Raw genomic sequence first — 16,391 nt, forward strand, 5'->3', positions numbered from 1 at the left:
ACGGGAACTCACCGGAGAATTTCTTCCACATATCCGAATCGCTCGAAATCGGTAATGCGCTGCGGATAGAGAATGCCGTTCAGATGATCGTTCTCATGTTGCAGGACATTGGCATGAAAACCGGTCGCCTCGCCTTCGAGCACCGCACCATTCTCATCCAGGCCTGAATACCGGACCTTCGCATGGCGCGGCACATCGGCCCGCAGACCCGGAATCGACAGGCAGCCTTCGCTGCAGATCATCATCTCATCACCGACAGGCGTGATTTCGGGGTTGATGAGAACGCGGGGCAGCAATGCCTCTTCGGGATTCGCCACGCGGTTCGTGGGAACGTGATAGACGAAAATCCGCAGGGGCTGATGAACCTGCGGCGCAGCCAGTCCGGCCCCCCGGGCATCGGCCATCGTTTCCAGCATATCTGCGATGAGCGACTGGATTTCCGGGGCTTTCGGGTCGGAAACGGCCTGTGCTACCTGATGCAGGACGGGGTTGCCCATGCGGGCAATCTTGAGCAGGGCCATGAAAACGTCTGTCCTTCAAACGGGAGTGGCATCCGGGTGTCCCAGAGTGCGCGTTGGGAATAATCCATTCAAGCGTTCCTGAATGAATTGCGTTCCCCGCGAAAGATGTGTTAAGGGCACCATCCTTAGTTGGAATGCCATATCACGGGTGGCGCTGAAGAGCGGGCCCATAAGGAGTTGACGGCACCGTGCAGGTTCTCGTTCGTGACAACAATGTTGACCAGGCGCTTAAGGCGCTCAAGAAGAAGATGCAGCGCGAAGGCGTGTTTCGTGAGATGAAGCTGCGTCGCCACTTCGAAAAGCCCTCCGAGAAGCGCGCCCGCGAAGCAGCCGAAGCTGTTCGTCGCGCCCGCAAGATGGAGCGTAAGCGTCTGGAGCGTGAAGGCTTCTGAGCCTTCCCGTCCTCCGAACGGAAAAAGAGCCGCGTCCTTCGGGACAGCGGCTTTTTTTGTGCCTGAAATCCGGCCCTCTCCCCTGTCCGTTCCTTTGAACGGACAGGGGCGTGACGTGATTTATGGCGCGTCCATCAGCTTGTGGCTGAGATAGATCGCTTCCAGAGCCCGCTCATGCGCGATCTCAGCAGCATTGACCGTACCCGCATGGCCACCTTCCACATCTTCATAATACAGGAAAGGCAGCTTCAGGCTTTCCAGCCGGGCCGCAAACCGGCGCGCATGGATCGGACCAACCCGGTCATCCCGCGTTGACGTGAAGATGAACGGCTCAGCATAGGACACACCGACCTTCAGGTTCTGCAGGGGCGACATCTTTTCCCAGAAGGCACGCGGCCCCGGCTCGGAGACGCTGCCATATTCCGCAGCCCAGGACGCACCAGCCGCCATCTGCTCGTAATTCATCATGTCCAGCAGCGGGACACCAATGATCGCCGCATTCCACAGGTCGGGATGCTGGGTGAACTCCACCCCCGCCAGAAGACCACCATTGGACCGCCCCCGCAGACCCAGATGCTTCGGCGACGTGATATGCTTGGCGATCAGATCGCGGGCCACCGCCGCAAAGTCGTCATAGGCTTTCTGCCGTCCTTCCCGCCGTGCAACATCATGCCAGGCCGGGCCGAATTCTCCGCCACCACGGATATTGGCCATGACGTAAACGCCACCACGGTCAAACCACGTGATCCCCAGATCCGGATGATAGACGGGCAGATATGAAAGCCCGAACCCGCCATAAGCCGTCATCAGGGTCGGACGGGCGCCATCCTTCTGCCAGTCCTTGGCATGAACGATGAAATAGGGAATGGCCGTGCCATCCGTGCTGGTCGCCGACATCTGCTCCACGACCAGACCGGACGTATCGAACAGATCCGGCTGACGATACAGCGGCTGCGCGGTCTGTGACGTCGTATTCAGACTCCACAGCTGCGGCGGCTGAATGAACCCTTCCAGCTGAAGATAGGCCTGAGCAAGCTTCGGATCTGACGAGACGATTTCCGCCGCCATATTCTTGGGCAGCGCAATGGAACGCGCGGTCCATGCCCCGCTCGCCTCATGGCGGAAAAGCTTCAGGACAGGCTGGACGTTGTCATACACCACAACCATCAGACCATCCCTGGTCACCGCCACAGCGTCACCCATACCATCCCCGATGGTCTGACGGGACGTCGGCGACAGGATCAGCCGGGGTTCAGACGGCTTTGCCGGATCCAGGGCAACAATGCTGTCCGCCCGGAATGTCCGTCCGGGCAAGACCCAGTCCTGAAGCAGATGCAGGACCAGCTGACCATCCAGATAGGAGAGGCTGTCGTATTTCTCCAGAAGGGGCAGCCGGCTCAGCTGATGCGTGACAGGATTGAAAAGGCTGACTTCCGTGTGAAAGAAATCCCGGTGACGGCTGATAAGGAAAAGCTGCCGCCCCTTCTCATCACGCAGCCTCTCCGGCGAGACATCCATGTCCGTGGTCTGCCCACGATAGACTTCGACCGCCTGAGCCAGTGACTGCCCCCGCCGCAGCAACCGGACCGAATAGGGATAACCTGACTTGGTCAGCCCCGCATCGCCCGTTCCCCAGTCCCGCGAAACCAGAAGCGTATCGGCATCCACCCAGGTGACAGTCTGTTTTCCGGACGGCAGAGCGAAACCGTCTTCTACGAAACTGTCCGTCTGCGTGTCGTATTCCCGGACCACATGCGCATCTTCCCCTGCCTTGGACAGGGACATCAGACAGAAGCGATCCTGCGGCGCAAGACACTCAAGACCCTCCATGACCCAGTTGGCATGTTCGGTGCGGGCCAGAGCATCAAGATCGAAGCGCGTTTTCCATTCCGGATGACCGGAATTGAAGGACGCGACCGAAGCGCTACGCCAGATCCCGCGGACATGAACATCGTCCTGCCAGAAGTTCCAGATTTCCCCGCCCTGCTGCGTGGGAACAGCAAGACGGACCGGAGACTGCTGGGCCGTCAGGATTTTCTGATACAGGGGTTTGTAGCGGGGATCAGATGTAAGGACCGCCTCTGTATGAGCATTTTGTGCCCTCACCCAGTCCAGAGCCTTCGCGCCATCCGTCTGACTCAGTTCAGCAGGAGACGGGAGAGAGGGCGAACCTGCATAGGCTGCCAGAGGCAGGATGGAGAGAGACAGGCACAGTGCTCTCGCAAGAACAGGAAACATGGAAAGCCTTTACGATACCGACAATATCGACATCGTAAAGACATCCGGCCGATCAGGCCACAGCCGCTGCGCTAACCGCTTCCTCGACTTCCTGAAAGCTCGGCATCAGATCTGAAGGGATGCTTTTGCGCCCGATCTCAACGCTGACCTGCGGCGCATTGCCCTGAAGATGTGCAACGATGACGGAGCGAACAAGGTCGAGATAGGACGACTCTTCCTCAACCACGCCCCCCAGCCGGCTCGCGATCGGAGCCACAATTCCATAGGCCAGAAGAATACCCAAAAATGTGCCCACCAGCGCGCCGGCAATCATTTCGCCGAGCACGATCGGCGGCTTGCTGATGGACGCCATGGTCTTGATGACGCCCAGAACCGCCGCCACAATGCCCAGCGCAGGCAGCGCATCGGAGACGGACTGAAGCGCATGGGGAAGATGCATTTCCTCGCGCATGTTCTTCTTGAGCTCGTTCCCCATCACTTCATCCATCTGGTACGGATCGGTGGCATTCATGCCCGCCATGCGCAGATAGTCGCAGATGAACGAACAGACATGGGGATTATCCCGGATTTTCGGAAAGGCACCGAAAACCGTACTGCCCTGCGGATCCTCGATATGGGATTCCAGCGCCATGAACCCCTTGGAGGATGCCAGTTTCGCGATATGGAACAGCAGGCTCAGAAGGTCGACGTAATCCGCCCGGCCGTACTGGGAGCCTTTCATGGCCTTCTTGATCCCGGCGGGAAGATGTTTGACGGCGCCGAGGGAGTTGGCCATCAGGAAGGTTCCGACCGCGGCTCCCAGAATGGTCAGAAGCTCGAACGGCATTGACGAGACGAGCGGGCCGATAGCACCGCCGGACGCGACGAACGATCCGAAAACACAGCCCAGAACAACGACCAGACCGATAATGATGAACATCCGAAAATTTCCTGACTGACTTGAATTTATTGAGAAATATCGGGCGACAGCACCAGGACGATGCGACGGTTCCGGGGATTGAGAGGCTGGGTGGGGTCAAAAAGATTGCGGTCGGCATATCCGCTGACGGATTTCAGCCGTCGGTCCGGAAAGCCGCTCTGGACAACGAGATCCCGCACAGCGACCGCACGAGCGCTCGACAGGCTCCAGTTGCTCAGCTGCCCCGGGCGATAGGGAGCGGCATCGGTGTATCCGGCGATGGACAGCTTGCCGTGGAGCTTCTCAAGATAAGGTACAATCGCCTTGATCAGCTGGACGGCATGAGGATTGGGCGAAGACAGCCCCATGGCAAACATCGGCTGGTGATCGGAATCCGCAATCTGGACATGCAGCCCGTCATCACCAACCGTGACCGAGACTTGGGAACGGACATCCGCCAGTTCGGGCGTATTGCTGATGAGCGCCTGGATCTTCTGGGCCGCCTCAGCCCTGGCCTCCTGCTCGGCTTTCTGGGCAGAAGGCGTAACGGGGGGCTCGCCGGGCTGGATCTGGCTGTCATGCAGAACGACGATCTGCGCCGTATGCACGCCCGGCGCGGTCTGGTCCTTCCCCTGCTGGGAGCCTGCTGCACCCTGGGGCGCCTTGCCGTACTGGTCTTTTCCCGGCTTCAGGGCAACCGGCTTCGTCTCCAGAGACACCGGCTCCGGTGCCGCGGGCAGGACATTCTCCACCGGCGGCGGCATATCCTTCCAGACCGCCATCGGATTGAAGAAATTGGCGATACCCTTGCGCTGCTCTTCCGTCGTGGCATTGATGAGCCACATGACAAGGAAAAACGCCATCATGGCCGTTACGAAATCGGCATAGGCAATCTTCCACGCCCCGCCATGATGACCGCCTTCGACCACATCAAAACGCTTGATGATGATCTTTCGAGCTTCTTTGCCGTTCTGGTTGGACATCCCGCCTCCTGAGTGTTCCCAGTATGGCGGGCAAGGTCTTAAGGAGAGGTTTAAGAACGCTTGGGAAGCTGCACACCGGTTGTGAAACCTGGCGGGCTTACGGTGTAGCAGCGGATGGGTTGAGCGCGGACTTCCCGGCACAGGGTTGCGGATTTTTCGGGAACCGCGCCGTGCCGCTGCTCCTCGACCATGACGGCTTTTGCGCTTTCCGCTGCGGGAAGGCGGAAAAGGTGCCAGCGCGGATCCGTCCCGATTACGGGCAGAATATCCTGCGTGAACGCCAGTCTTGAGGCGAGAGCGTAATCCTCGGCGGCGAGCGCTGTTGCGCCTTCAGCCTTGGCCTTCAGGGCGAGCTGTCGGGAAAATGTTTCCCAGCCGCCGGTCAGGCGCAGCACCGGATCCCGATGCGGGACAAGGTGCAGCGGCGAAAAAACGGCCTGAATGCAGACAATGAGCGTCAGGGCCAGCCCGCTGATGACGGGCCAGCGGATGCGCCAGCCTGTTTCAAGAGCGGCAAGTGCAAAGACCGGATAGATCACGGCCGGCCAGTTGGGCTGGACCCGGTCCCCGAAGGCATGCGTGACGAACACGGCCATCGGCACAAGAGCCAGCCAGATCAGAAGGCGGTTGCGCTTGAGACACGCCCAGAGCCCGACCACGAACAGAACGAAAATGAGCGGCGTGGCGAGACCGATCTGCCCTCCGATCAGTTCGCCCATGAACTGGACGGCACGGGCCGGATGCCAGTCTCCTGCCCTGCCTCCCTGTCTGAGGAAGCTGGCCCAGTGGTGATACGCATTCCACAGGATGACGGGCGACATCGCCACGAACAGAGCCGGAATGGCCAGCCAGGGACCAGGCTGACGACGCAGGCGTCCCGTCGTGAGGACAGCGCCACCCAGCCCGGCACCGATCAGGACGGCAGTGTATTTTGAATCGAAAGCCAGCCCCAGAAGAACAGCCGAACCGATCCACCACGGAAGAGCGGCGCGCGGTTTCTGCTCCGGATCGACAGCGCGGCTGAGCGTGTGGAGAAACAGCGTGATGAAGAACAGCAGCGGGGTGTCTGGCGTCATGGTGGCAGCGCCCAGACCCAGCATGAGCGTGGCATTGAGCAGCAGCGCTGCCTTAAGGCCGCAGGCCGGCCATGGGCAGGACGGCAGCAGGCGACGGGCAGCGTGATAAAGCGCCCAGCTCCCGGGCAGAACGGAGAGCGGCCCCAGCAGACGGACACCAAGCGGTGTCTCCCCGGCGATCCATGTCCCGACACGGATCCAGAGGGCAACCATGAAGGGATGATCCAGATAGCCCGGCTGAAGATTACGGGACCAGACCCAGTAATAGGCCTCGTCGGGCGTCAGCGGGACATTGGCCGCCAGACACAGCCGGATGATAGTCAGGACGGCAAGAAGCGCCCAGAACAGCCGGATTTGGCGAGGCGTATCACTCAAGGGGTCAGCGCCAGACGAGCGTGGAAGAGACCGCGTAGTTCCAGACAACGCCGACGACGGCTCCGGCAGCGGAGGAACGGTCCCAGTGGCCATGGCCGGCGCTGTCCAGCATCATGCGGGCAATACCGATATTGGCGATCGCACCCAGCGAGCAGACGGCAATGAAAATAACCAGCCCGCGCCAGAGCTTCACCCCTTTCAGACGACGGTCATGATAGGTGAAGCGGTTGTTGAGCATGAAGTTCGTCAGGATGGCGACGGCGGTGCCGGCCAGCTGGGCCCAGGAAAAACCCAGACCGCAGGCGCCTGCCAGATTCAGAACGGCCACATTCACGGCCACGCCAATCAGCCCGACCAGCGCAAAAGCCATGAAGCGCGTCGGCAGCCAGCCGCGGGTCAGCTTGTCGAGCAGCATGGTCGCGAACTGGATCAGGACAACGATATCGAGCTTGCTCTCGCCGGCCAGTCGCGGACGGAAAACGAAAGGCACCTCGACGATACGCACGGTCCGGGGTGCGGACATCACCAGATCGAGCAGGATCTTGAAGCCGGTTCCCGACAGTCGGGGCAGCAATGTGTCAAAGAGATCCCGGCGCATGGCGAAAAAGCCGCTCATCGGATCACTGAGCGGGTGCGGCATGATGGCCTGCGCGGCCCGGATGCCGGCATCCGAGAGCATGTGCCGCCAGTGTCCTGCCAGTCCGGCGCTGTCTCCGCCTTCGACATGTCGACTCGCCACGACGATATCCGCGCCGGACTGCAGTTCGGCCAGCATGGTGCGCAGGACGGATTCATCGTGCTGCAGATCGCCGTCCATGACCGCGACCCAGGGGGCACTTGATGAGAGAATTCCCTCGATTACGGCGGATGACAGGCCACGACGCCCGACCCGGCACAGCACCCGGACCCGCGGATCCAGACGTGCAATGCGGGACACCTCGGCCGCCGTGCCGTCCGGAGAACTGTCATCGACGAAGATGACTTCCCATTTCCGGCCTTCGAGCGCGCTGTCCAATGCGGCGACCATGGGCGCCACATTGGCGACCTCGTTGTAACACGGGACGATGACGCTCAGTTCGGCCGGAAGAGGCAGCAGCCGCGAGGCGGTCATGGAGTCAGCCGTCAGATCGGCACGCCGGCGAGATCACGGCTTGTATGGATGGTCTGGAGGGTCTGGACGCGGACGACATGCGGGCTGTCGGTCAGCAGGCGCGTCAGGGCGTTCTGGTGGGCGGCGTCGCGGGCGACAAGGCGCACGAGGAAATCGCCGCCGCCACGGATCATGTGGCATTCCCGCGTTTCGGGCCAGGCGCCGACCTGCGCCTCAAAGGCTTCCAGCACGCTGCCTTTCTGGCTCTCGAGGCCGATCAGGGCATAGAAATTCAGGGACCAGCCCAGCAGGGCCGCATCCACTTCTGCGTGATAGCCCTTGATGATCCCCAGTTCTTCGAGCCGCCGGACACGTCGCAGGCAGGGCGGCGCGGAAATGCCGGTCCGACGGGCGAGTTCCACGTTGGTCATGCGTCCATCGGCCTGGAGTTCGGCAATGATCTGCCGGTCGATGGCGTCCAGTTCAATCGGTGCGGGGTACGGCGGTACGTTCATTTCACTCTGACGTATATGGCAGGCGACATGATCCGCAAAGATGGCAGATGCATCGGAAGTCTTTATATGGGGGACCAGATACCCATTGAGGACCCATCATGCCTGAAATCCATCATACGGATCTGCTGGTCGTTGGCGCCGGCCCTGCTGGCTACACCGCTGCGATCTATGCGGCCCGCGCGAGCCTCAAGCCGATTCTCGTCACCGGGATGCAGCCCGGCGGCCAGCTCACCATCACGACGGATGTTGAAAACTATCCCGGCTTTGCGACTCCTGTGCAGGGTCCCTGGCTGATGGAGCAGATGCGCGCGCAGGCCGAGCACGTCGGGACGCGGCTGATCTATGACCTGATCGTACAGGCCGATCTGAAGAACGGTCCGGGACCAGACGGATATTTCCGGCTGGTCGGAGACTCGGGAGACGAGTTCCGGGTCCGCACGGTTGTGATCGCCACGGGGGCCCAGGCCAAATGGCTCGGTCTCGAATCGGAAAAGCGTCTTCAGCGCGGCGGTGTTTCGGCCTGTGCGACCTGTGACGGCTTTTTCTATCGCGGCAAGACGGTCGCTGTGATCGGCGGCGGCAATACGGCGGTCGAGGAAGCGCTGTACCTGACGCATCACGCGGACAAGGTGCATCTGATCCATCGCCGCGACAGCCTGCGGGCCGAGCGCATCCTGCAGGAGCGCCTGTTCTCCAATCCGAAGGTCGAAGTTCACTGGAACCAGGCTGTCGAGGAAATCCTGGGGACGGGTGAGCCGGAAGTCGTCTGCGGCGTGGCCCTGAAGGACACGCAGACGGGCGCCCTCTCCAGGCTGGACGTGGACGGAGTGTTCGTGGCCATTGGTCATACGCCCAATGCCGGTCCGTTCCGGCATGAAGTGGCCTGTGATAGCGACGGGTATATCCTGACGGAAAGCGACGGCACGGGAACGTCCGTCAAAGGCGTGTTCGCAGCCGGTGACATCCAGGACCGGATTTTCCGGCAGGCCGTGACGGCAGCCGGAACGGGCTGCATGGCGGCGCTGGAGGCGGAACGATATCTTTCTGGCATACCTGCCATGACAAAAACTTGACCCTCGCCTGCGGTTCAGACAGTTTCGTCCATTCAACGACATATCTTGACGGATAACGCCGGGACGTATGGGCAAGAAGGACGAAGACCGTCGCATCGGCGAACGGGGAGAAAACCAGATGGACTGGGACAAGCTGCGGATTTTTCACGCCGTGGCGGAAGCCGGGTCCTTCACCCATGCCGGTGACCGGCTGGGGCTGAGTCAGTCGGCAGTATCGCGCCAGATTTCCGCGCTTGAAGATGTCCTGCGCGTGCCGCTGTTCCATCGGCATGCGCGTGGACTGATCCTGACGGAACAGGGCGATGTCCTGAACCGTACGGTGCGGGAAGTCTTCTCGAAACTGGCCCTCACCCAGGCGTTTCTGAGCGAAAGCAAGGAACGGGCGGCTGGCAAGATCAAGATCACCACGACGACCGGCTTTGGTCTGTCCTGGCTTTCTCCGCGTCTGAACCGGTTTCTGGAATTGCATCCCGATATCGAAGTCACGCTTCTGCTCGAGGATGCGGATCTGGATCTGGGAATGCGGGAGGCCGATGTTGCGATCAGGCTCCATCCGCCGACACAGCCGGATCTGGTCCAGCGTCATCTCGCGAACTTTCCCATGCCGATCTATGCCAGCGCCGAGTATCTTGAGCGCAACGGCACGCCGCATTCTCTGGAAGACCTCGCCAATCACCAGATCATAAGCTTTGCGGGCTGGCATCTGCCGCTCCCCAACGTGAACTGGCTGCTGGATCTGCTGCGGCAGGAAGGCGTTGCGCGTCAGGGAAGCCGACGGCTGGCAATCAACAATATTTCTGCCGTTGCAAATGCCATTGCGGCCGGAACCGGGATCGGCTCCCTGCCCCTTTATGCCGCAACCGGTTATCCCGGCCTTGTCAGGATCCTGCCGAACCAGCAGGTCCCACTGGTGGAAGCCTATTTCGTCTATCCGGAAGAACTGCGGACGTCCAAGCGGATCGCGGTGTTCCGGGATTTCCTTCTTGCAGAAATCAGCAACCTCAAGGGATACGACTAGGACGAAACCGAGACTGATCCGTCCCCCTATCCCCTGCGTCCATGCATCTCGGGACAGGCGTGAAGCCGGTTGCTGGAGCGGAAGACCGCTTCGCCGATCGGGGCAAACCCGCTTCCACGTCCGAGATGCCTAGCGCTGTTGGGCATCTGTTCCAGCACAATGACGCCGGAGGCCATTCGGTAACAGATTCGCGCCTGCGCTGAGCGGGATCTGGCCGTGTGATGCAGCGATGTCCTGGTTGGAGATTTCAATACTCCGTGAGCCAGAGCGGCTGACGGAGCCAGAAAAGATCTCCCCATCAGGCACAGGCTGACGGCCCAGGCAGACACAACCAGAAAATGCGAGACAGGTTTCATAACCCTACAATACCGCAGAACCGGCCTTTCGAACCAGCCCCGGCCTTTAGCATGGCGTTCCTTGAAAACGCCTGATGCAACATGGACACAGCCCGTTCAGTCACCGCTTTTCCGGGTAGACAGACGCTGATTGACGCGTTCCCTGAGTTCCTTGCCAACCTTGAAGAAGGGGACGCTTTTTTCCTCGACCGGCACGATATCGCCTGTCCGCGGGTTACGTCCCGTTCTGGCTGCCCGTTCGCGGGGAAGAAATGCTCCGAAGCCTCGCAATTCGACCCGGTCTCCCCGCGCAAGCGCTGCACCGATCTCGTCAAAGACCGCATGGACGATACGTTCTATATCGCGGGTAAGGAGATGCGGGTACGCGACCGCCAGTTCGGCGATGAGTTCGGATCGGGTCATGACAACTGTTCCACCTGACTCCGCCTTCTGAAACGGGCCATCAGAGTTGCAAAATCGCAACGGCTCCGTCAAGGCCTTCGCGATCGATCACACTTGAGAAAGTCCCTCCCAGCAGGCCCTTCAGAAGCGCCTTTTTGCCGGGCCATTGATACCAGTACCGTGAGTGCTCGGGGATCAGCGGCACCACGGGATAAGACGCATTACCGATCTTCAGCTGCTTCCGGAGCCAGAGCCGGGCTGCAGCTTCATCGCCGAGCTCGTCCACCAGCCCCAGGGCAATCGCCTGGCGGCCCGTATAAGCCCGGCCATCCGCCAGGGAACGGACCTTTTCCTCAGTCAGATGGCGCCCTTCGGCGACCATCGAAACAAACTGGCCGAAGAGGTCATTCACAAGACCCTGAAGCATCTGGCGGCCTTCGGGTGTCAAGGCACTGGTGGGATCGGTCTGATCTTTCATGGCGCCGGACGTGATGGCATCCACGCCAATTCCCAGACGCCCCAGACCCGCGGAAACATCGGGACGCTGGAAAAGCACGCCGATCGAACCTGTCAGCGTAGAGGGCAAAGCCACGATATGCTGCGCGGGCACGGACAGCATATAGGCGGCAGACGCCCCCATATCCCCCATTGAAACGGCGACGGGTTTTACGGCGGCAAAGCGCTTGACGGCCTCATGCAGCCGCTCTCCTCCCGTTACGCCGCCGCCGGGACTGTCCACCACGAGCAGGAGGCCGGTCACATCCGATGCATCCTGCGCCTGTTTCAGGGCGCGCACGGTCTGGGAGACGTCATTTTTGATGATGCCGCTAATGGCCAGCCGGACGATATGCGGCCGGTGAGTGGAATTCGCACTGACGGCGCCCCCATGACCGGCCATTGAAATGACCACGGCGCCGAAAAATGCGACAAGAGCCCCAACCCGCCACACCAGCAGTTGCCGGTGTTTTACCCGCCCCGCCAGAAAGGCATTCAGATCAGCGTTAATGGAACTGCTCCTGTCCCTGTCACCTCAAGATGACTGGTTGGCGATACCACTTCTCTCTGAAAGGACCTCACCAACCTGCCCTGACGATACCTCAGTCTTCCTTCTTGGTACGACGTCCGCGGGCACTCTCTTTCTTGCCTTCGCTGGTTGCGGCACTGATCTTGCGTCCAAGACCAATCTCACGCGCCAGAGCAGAGCGGCGCTGTGCATAATTAGGAGCAACCAGCGGGTAGTCCGAAGGAAGACCCCACCGTTCACGATACTGTTCCGGAGTCATATCATAAGCGCTCTGAAGATGGCGCTTGAGCATTTTCAGTTTTTTGCCGTCTTCGAGACAGATGATGTAGTCAGGAAAGACAGAGCGCTTGATGGGAACTGCCGGCTGCGGACGCTCGGACTGGGGCTCTTCCTCAGGAACTCCAGCCTTGGCAAGGGCATCGTATACCTGGCGAATCAGGGCAGGCAGTGCTTCTGCTTCAAGTGTTCCGCGGGATGCCTGGGCAGCAACGATCTTGGCAGTAAGTTCCAGGAGACCTGTACTCGAAGTGTTTTCGGACATGCTATTTCACCCCTCTGATCAAATGTTTTTCAGTTCCATAACGCCTGTAAAGGGTCAGGTAAATGCTGCATGGAAATATTTGGCACACGCCTTTACCGACTCAGGATTATCATCATATCAAAATAACCCGCAAACAAAAAAGCAAGCGCGTTTTCCGGAGTATTCAGTCTTGCAGCTCACAACTGGAATGATGACATGAACCTCGAAACTGTTGTGCTCTCAACGACAAGTGATTTTTCCGGCTGGCGTGCCTGGTCGCGAAAACTGCTTCACGAGAGAGTACCAGCCGAGTCAATACGGTGGATCGTAAAGAATCCGACAGACCTTTACAGCCCTTCTGCCACACGTGTTCTTCCCACAGCCCCTTCGACAACCAGTGTCCCCCGGTCTCTCGCGACTCTATTCCCCGCTGTTTTCATCTCCGAGGCACCTGAACGGTTCCGGTTACTTTATATTACACTTCAGACCCTGCGTGACGGCCTGTCTGTTCCGGACGAACTTGGAGGAGAGCTCACGAGACTCGCAACCGAGAGCCGAAAGCGCGTGCTTGACCTGCGTTGCCAGATGCCCGACGCACGCAATCCTGACTGGCAGGTAATCCGTACCTCCCATGCCTCCGCCCTGATCGACAGTCAGGCGGCCGCGCTTGCAGACCTGCGACCCACGCCCTGGGTCGTAACGGCCCCGGATCGGACACTCTGCTGGAATGGTCAGGAATACCGTTTCGGCCCGGGACTGGGAGATGATATTGCTGACCACGCCGAAGTTGTCGCAGCCGCACGCAGTATTGCAACGGCCGGTACCGACAATGAGTGGTGGGATGGAATTGCTCCGGTCCGCCTGCATCCTGACGCCGCCGATATTGCTTCCTCTTCTTCCCTGCCCAGCCTGCGCGGAAAAGCGATCGACTGCCGGATGTGCGATCTCTGTGGCCCCGCAACACGGACTGTTTCGGGAGAGGGCAATCCTGAGGCCAGAATCATCTTTGTCGGCGAACAGCCGGGAGATCAGGAGGACCTTCAGGGACGGCCATTCGTGGGGCCGGCGGGACAACTGTTCGATCGCGCCCTGAAGGAGGCAGGGGGAAACAGGGCACAGGCGTGGATCACCAATGCCGTCAAACATTTCAAGTTTATGCCGAGAGGAAACCGTCGTATCCACCAGAAACCGGACGCGACAGAAATAACGGCCTGTTCTCCGTGGCTGGCAACAGAGCGCAAGGTTCTGGCCCCGAAAGTGACCGTGATGCTGGGCGTTACAGGAGCCAGCGCTGTTCTTGGGCGTCAGGTGACAGTGTCGCGTGAACGTTCAAGACATATTCCACTCCCCGACGGAAGTATCGGGCTGGTAACCGTACACCCGTCTTATCTGCTGCGCCTCCCCGATGAGGAGTCGAAGACACGCGAATATACAAAATTTGTAACCGATCTCAGAATGGCAATTTCCGCTCTCGCCGGATAATGCTGTTAGGGCTAAGAAACTCTCGCAATGAGTGGCAGCACCATATCCTCGGGACAACCGACTCCGGATAATACGACCACACGGCCTGCACCTCTGCGGCCGCGCGCGCGTCCCTTTCTCTCGTGGCTGTACGCACCCAGCCCATCCTCTGTCACCTTTGCCCTGCGCAACACCATTGCGGCATGTCTTGCCGTCGGAATCGCGTTCTGGATGGAACTGGACGATCCGGCCTGGGCTGCCATGACCGTCTGGGCCGTCGCCCAGACCAGCCGGGGCGAAAGTCAGTCCAAGGCTAAATGGCGTATCGTCGGCACCATCAGTGGTGCTGTAGCGGCCATCGCCATCATGGCAGCCGCCCCACAGGCCCCATGGATGTTCTTCCCCATGATTGCCCTGTGGATCGGCCTATGCAGCGGCTTTGCAACATTCGTCAGCAACTTCCGGTCGTATGCCCTTGTTCTTGCAGGATATACCTGTTCGATCATCTGCATGGGCGCTGCATCCAATCCCGACAACGTCTTCATGATCGCGATGTCACGCGGCACTTACATCGTGCTTGGCGTGCTGTGTGAAGCCTTCATGGGGCTCATTTTTGCAACGAGTCAGGAAAGACATGCCCGGGCACAGCTTCGGCAGAAGCTTGAATCCGCCCTGGTCCTCGTCACCACGACATTATGCAGCCTTCTGGGCGAGGAGCGCGGCGCGCTGAATGCCGCACGGCGGCAGTTCGGGACAATCCTGACGATCAATGACCAGATCGAGTTCGCGGAAGTCGAAATGGGACCGCACGGCCATGAAGGCGATCACGCACGTGCAGCGCTCGCGGCAGTGTCTGCCCTTCTGTCGCGCGGTTTCGGCATGGCCATGCGCCTTCAGGTGCTCAACCACAATCATCCGGCGTTCACGAAAACCGCTGACGAGATCCTTGCCTTCCTCAAGCAGTTCCCGCAGCGCCTGCCGGACCAGAATGCCGTCCCTGCCCTGCTTGCGGATCTTCAGCACTTTCGCGACATCTGTCGCCTCTACGCCGCACCACATCGCGAAAGCGACATCCGCTCCGACCTTGAACCCATTCCCGGCCTCGAACCCTTTGACCAGACCGATGAAGGTCAGGAAATGCAGGAAGACAGGCTGGATGAACGTGTCCTGTTTGTCTCCCTGGGCGAGCTTCTGGGAGATCTGGAACAGGCCATCAAGGAGTACGAGGCCAGTACGCATCGCATCAAAGGCGATCATTTCCATTTCCAGCTTGAAACCCATCGCGACACCCGTGAAGCGGTGCATAACGGTCTGCGAGGTGCCTGCGCTGTTCTGATCACGGCTTATATCTACGAAGTAACGGCGTGGCCGAACGGTCTCGGTTTCATCGCCATTACGACTCTGGTCTGCGGCCTGTTCGCGACCAAGGAAAATCCCGTCCTTGGCACAACTGAATTCCTCAAGGGAGCCGTCGCAGCCTGTATCGTGGCATGGTTCCTGGTTTTCGTGCTCATGCCAAAAGTCACGACTTTCGAGACGCTGACGCTCTTTCTGGGGCCGGCAATGTTTCTGGGCGGCCTGGCGAAGGGCAATCCTGCGACAGCGGGTGGCTCAGCGGCTTACGGGCTTCTGCTTCCAGCGATGCTGGGGCTTGAGAACCATCACGTAATGAATGAAATCGCCTTTTACAATGGGAATATGGCGACCGTTCTGGCGGTGGCTGTCAGTGTCATCGTGTTCCGCAGCGTCCTGCCGTTCAGCAGCGATGCCGAGCGCTTCCGTCTGCGTCGGATCATGCTCGGAGAACTGCAGCATCTGGCCCATCCGGGCTTCACGCCCCGCATCAGCGTCTGGATCGGCCGCAATACGGATCGCTTTGCCCGGCTGACCCGTCATGCCGGTCCCACCCCGGCCCCGCTGATCGAAGCCTGTATCCTCGGGACGCTGGCAACGCTAACGCTCGGCCTGAACGTCATCCGATTGCGCACGCTGCTTGACCGTGAATACCTACCCGAAAGCGCGCGACGCCCGATCCTGCTGGTTCTGCATTATGTCGAGCAATCCACGAAGCGGCATGACAAGGCGGCCCGTATTGCGGAAGCCGCAGTCAGACGCCTGCGTATTCTCGATGCCCAGGAAACGGATCTGGTAACGCGCCTCGAACTGACCCGCGCCATCACCTATCTCGTCGTCATCGCCTACACGATGCGGACGAACGAAGACTTCCTCGATGCCAGCAAACCGTTCCGCGGCGAGAGAAACAGCCGCCTGCTCAATTCCGGTCAGGGCTGATTATTTTTAAATGATTTCAGATCGGATGGCGGAGAGGGTGGGATTCGAACCCACGGTACCCGCGAAGGCACAACGGTTTTCGAGACCGCCCCAATCGACCACTCTGGCACCTCTCCGTACGGCTCTGCTTTTGCGCTGAACCTGATCGACGGAGGGGCTTATGACGGGGTTTTTCGGA

Annotated in this window: 15 protein-coding genes and 1 tRNA gene; 5 read left to right on the forward strand and 11 right to left on the reverse strand. The window is 59.9% G+C overall.

Translation table 11 applies throughout. From position 1 onward, the window contains the following. Positions 1–8: 8 nt before the first annotated feature. Positions 9–521 carry a peptide deformylase gene (gene def / locus HKD27_RS06715; protein ID WP_194688972.1) on the reverse strand — a complete coding sequence of 171 codons (513 nt, stop codon included), beginning with the start codon at positions 519–521 and terminating at the stop codon, positions 9–11. Positions 522–709: 188 nt separating this feature from the next. On the opposite strand from def, the gene rpsU reads away from it, so the two are divergent. Further along, a complete protein-coding gene (gene rpsU, locus HKD27_RS06720; protein ID WP_011251722.1) occupies positions 710–913 on the forward strand; it encodes a 30S ribosomal protein S21 in 204 nt (67 codons plus the stop codon). A gap of 120 nt (positions 914–1,033) precedes the next feature. On the opposite strand, the gene HKD27_RS06725 is transcribed toward rpsU, so the two are convergent. Genes HKD27_RS06725 through HKD27_RS06750 form a run of 6 tightly spaced genes read right to left on the reverse strand, consistent with a single transcriptional unit; the run spans position 1,034 to position 8,088 of the window. Continuing rightward, positions 1,034–3,151, reverse strand: coding sequence for a prolyl oligopeptidase family protein (locus tag HKD27_RS06725; protein WP_194688973.1), 2,118 nt, complete (start codon positions 3,149–3,151; stop codon positions 1,034–1,036). 52 nt (positions 3,152–3,203) lie between these two features. After that, positions 3,204–4,070, reverse strand: a complete 867-nt coding sequence (gene motA / locus HKD27_RS06730) for a flagellar motor stator protein MotA (RefSeq protein ID WP_011251724.1) — start codon at positions 4,068–4,070, stop codon at positions 3,204–3,206. Between the two features lie 26 nt (positions 4,071–4,096). After that, positions 4,097–5,032 carry a flagellar motor protein MotB gene (locus HKD27_RS06735; protein ID WP_194688974.1) on the reverse strand — a complete coding sequence of 312 codons (936 nt, stop codon included), beginning with the start codon at positions 5,030–5,032 and terminating at the stop codon, positions 4,097–4,099. A 50-nt stretch (positions 5,033–5,082) separates the two neighbouring features. Then, the gene (locus HKD27_RS06740) at positions 5,083–6,483 is read right to left on the reverse strand and encodes a glycosyltransferase family 39 protein (RefSeq protein ID WP_228518360.1); all 1,401 of its coding nucleotides are present in this window, start codon (positions 6,481–6,483) and stop codon (positions 5,083–5,085) included. Positions 6,484–6,487: 4 nt separating this feature from the next. After that, complete coding sequence (locus HKD27_RS06745; RefSeq protein ID WP_041110526.1) at positions 6,488–7,594, reverse strand: glycosyltransferase family 2 protein; 1,107 nt, start codon at positions 7,592–7,594, stop codon at positions 6,488–6,490. 11 nt (positions 7,595–7,605) lie between these two features. After that, complete coding sequence (locus HKD27_RS06750) at positions 7,606–8,088, reverse strand: Lrp/AsnC family transcriptional regulator (protein ID WP_194264549.1); 483 nt, start codon at positions 8,086–8,088, stop codon at positions 7,606–7,608. Between the two features lie 98 nt (positions 8,089–8,186). Between HKD27_RS06750 and trxB the strand changes: the two genes are divergently transcribed. Together trxB and HKD27_RS06760 are read left to right on the forward strand one after the other, a co-directional pair. Beyond that, positions 8,187–9,161 (forward strand): thioredoxin-disulfide reductase, encoded by a 975-nt coding sequence (gene trxB / locus HKD27_RS06755; protein ID WP_194688975.1) that lies wholly within the window; start codon positions 8,187–8,189, stop codon positions 9,159–9,161. A gap of 118 nt (positions 9,162–9,279) precedes the next feature. Further along, entirely contained in the window at positions 9,280–10,179 is a 900-nt protein-coding gene (locus HKD27_RS06760; RefSeq protein WP_194264673.1) for a LysR family transcriptional regulator, read from the forward strand. Between the two features lie 452 nt (positions 10,180–10,631). Here the strand turns inward: HKD27_RS06760 and HKD27_RS06765 are convergent, their stop codons facing one another. The 3 genes from HKD27_RS06765 to HKD27_RS06775 all read right to left on the reverse strand — a co-directional run bounded on the left by HKD27_RS06765 (position 10,632) and on the right by HKD27_RS06775 (position 12,481). Further along, positions 10,632–10,937, reverse strand: coding sequence for an integration host factor subunit beta (locus HKD27_RS06765; RefSeq protein ID WP_194264547.1), 306 nt, complete (start codon positions 10,935–10,937; stop codon positions 10,632–10,634). Positions 10,938–10,977: 40 nt separating this feature from the next. Beyond that, positions 10,978–11,922 (reverse strand): signal peptide peptidase SppA, encoded by a 945-nt coding sequence (sppA, locus tag HKD27_RS06770; protein ID WP_370544250.1) that lies wholly within the window; start codon positions 11,920–11,922, stop codon positions 10,978–10,980. Positions 11,923–12,013: 91 nt separating this feature from the next. After that, the gene (locus HKD27_RS06775) at positions 12,014–12,481 is read right to left on the reverse strand and encodes a MucR family transcriptional regulator (RefSeq protein WP_194264546.1); all 468 of its coding nucleotides are present in this window, start codon (positions 12,479–12,481) and stop codon (positions 12,014–12,016) included. 195 nt (positions 12,482–12,676) lie between these two features. Between HKD27_RS06775 and HKD27_RS06780 the strand changes: the two genes are divergently transcribed. Continuing rightward, positions 12,677–13,942 (forward strand): UdgX family uracil-DNA binding protein, encoded by a 1,266-nt coding sequence (locus HKD27_RS06780; RefSeq protein ID WP_194688976.1) that lies wholly within the window; start codon positions 12,677–12,679, stop codon positions 13,940–13,942. Positions 13,943–13,969: 27 nt separating this feature from the next. Continuing rightward, positions 13,970–16,213, forward strand: a complete 2,244-nt coding sequence (locus HKD27_RS06785; RefSeq protein ID WP_194688977.1) for an FUSC family protein — start codon at positions 13,970–13,972, stop codon at positions 16,211–16,213. A 26-nt stretch (positions 16,214–16,239) separates the two neighbouring features. Here HKD27_RS06785 and HKD27_RS06790 read toward each other — a convergent pair. Continuing rightward, positions 16,240–16,329, reverse strand: a tRNA-Ser gene (locus HKD27_RS06790). Positions 16,330–16,391: the final 62 nt, after the last annotated feature.

The organism is Gluconobacter sp. R75690 (genome assembly GCF_015244525.1).
In the GTDB taxonomy this organism is placed as follows: domain Bacteria; phylum Pseudomonadota; class Alphaproteobacteria; order Acetobacterales; family Acetobacteraceae; genus Gluconobacter; species Gluconobacter potus.

Bases quoted from the DNA above. Each gene is read 5' to 3' on its own strand.
- HKD27_RS06745 (WP_041110526.1), bottom strand. From the start codon at position 7,594: ATGACCGCCTCGCGGCTGCTGCCTCTTCCGGCCGAACTGAGCGTCATC.
- HKD27_RS06785 (WP_194688977.1), top strand. From the start codon at position 13,970: ATGAGTGGCAGCACCATATCCTCGGGACAACCGACTCCGGATAATACG.
- trxB (WP_194688975.1), top strand. From the start codon at position 8,187: ATGCCTGAAATCCATCATACGGATCTGCTGGTCGTTGGCGCCGGCCCT.
- HKD27_RS06775 (WP_194264546.1), bottom strand. From the start codon at position 12,481: ATGTCCGAAAACACTTCGAGTACAGGTCTCCTGGAACTTACTGCCAAG.
- HKD27_RS06780 (WP_194688976.1), top strand. From the start codon at position 12,677: ATGAACCTCGAAACTGTTGTGCTCTCAACGACAAGTGATTTTTCCGGC.
- HKD27_RS06760 (WP_194264673.1), top strand. From the start codon at position 9,280: ATGGACTGGGACAAGCTGCGGATTTTTCACGCCGTGGCGGAAGCCGGG.
- HKD27_RS06765 (WP_194264547.1), bottom strand. From the start codon at position 10,937: ATGACCCGATCCGAACTCATCGCCGAACTGGCGGTCGCGTACCCGCAT.
- motA (WP_011251724.1), bottom strand. From the start codon at position 4,070: ATGTTCATCATTATCGGTCTGGTCGTTGTTCTGGGCTGTGTTTTCGGA.
- HKD27_RS06735 (WP_194688974.1), bottom strand. From the start codon at position 5,032: ATGTCCAACCAGAACGGCAAAGAAGCTCGAAAGATCATCATCAAGCGT.
- def (WP_194688972.1), bottom strand. From the start codon at position 521: ATGGCCCTGCTCAAGATTGCCCGCATGGGCAACCCCGTCCTGCATCAG.
- HKD27_RS06725 (WP_194688973.1), bottom strand. From the start codon at position 3,151: ATGTTTCCTGTTCTTGCGAGAGCACTGTGCCTGTCTCTCTCCATCCTG.
- HKD27_RS06750 (WP_194264549.1), bottom strand. From the start codon at position 8,088: ATGAACGTACCGCCGTACCCCGCACCGATTGAACTGGACGCCATCGAC.